Origin of the sequence: Campylobacter concisus (genome assembly GCF_002092855.1) — a bacterium.
GTDB lineage: Bacteria > Campylobacterota > Campylobacteria > Campylobacterales > Campylobacteraceae > Campylobacter_A > Campylobacter_A concisus_AI.
The window spans coordinates 1-349 of the sequence record NZ_LVLC01000024.1; the positions used below are offsets into that span (position 1 = coordinate 1).

Consider the following 349-nt stretch of genomic DNA (forward strand, 5'->3'; position numbering starts at 1 on the left):
GGGATCTGAACATATCTATTCGAAGGAAACGTCAGATGTCTATGAGGGGCAGTTCGTATTGAGCCTGAAAGTGGTCAAACTCACCGGCTACAATCCCCAATTCAGTCATTGCTTGATCAGCGGCCATGAGAAAAGTCTTCTGCGCTTGGGCAGGACTAAATGGTTGTGCTTTACAGACATCTCCGTGCCCAGGCGATCTGGCATGACTGGGAATGCCCACTTTTGCGTGAAAAAAATATCAAATGAAATCGATAAAGAGACTGGCGAAATACCAGAACAAGCTGAATGATGTGATGAAAGGACGGATAACTGAGATCCGTTCTTTCTTGTTGTCGTCTTGCCGACTTCT

General features: G+C 45.8%; 1 protein-coding gene. It reads left to right on the top strand.

What is annotated here, in order from left to right; genetic code table 11:
* Window positions 1-289: hypothetical protein (locus A3223_RS09715; protein WP_219336703.1), on the top strand; the 289-nt coding region annotated here is incomplete at its 5' end.
* Window positions 290-349: the final 60 nt, after the last annotated feature.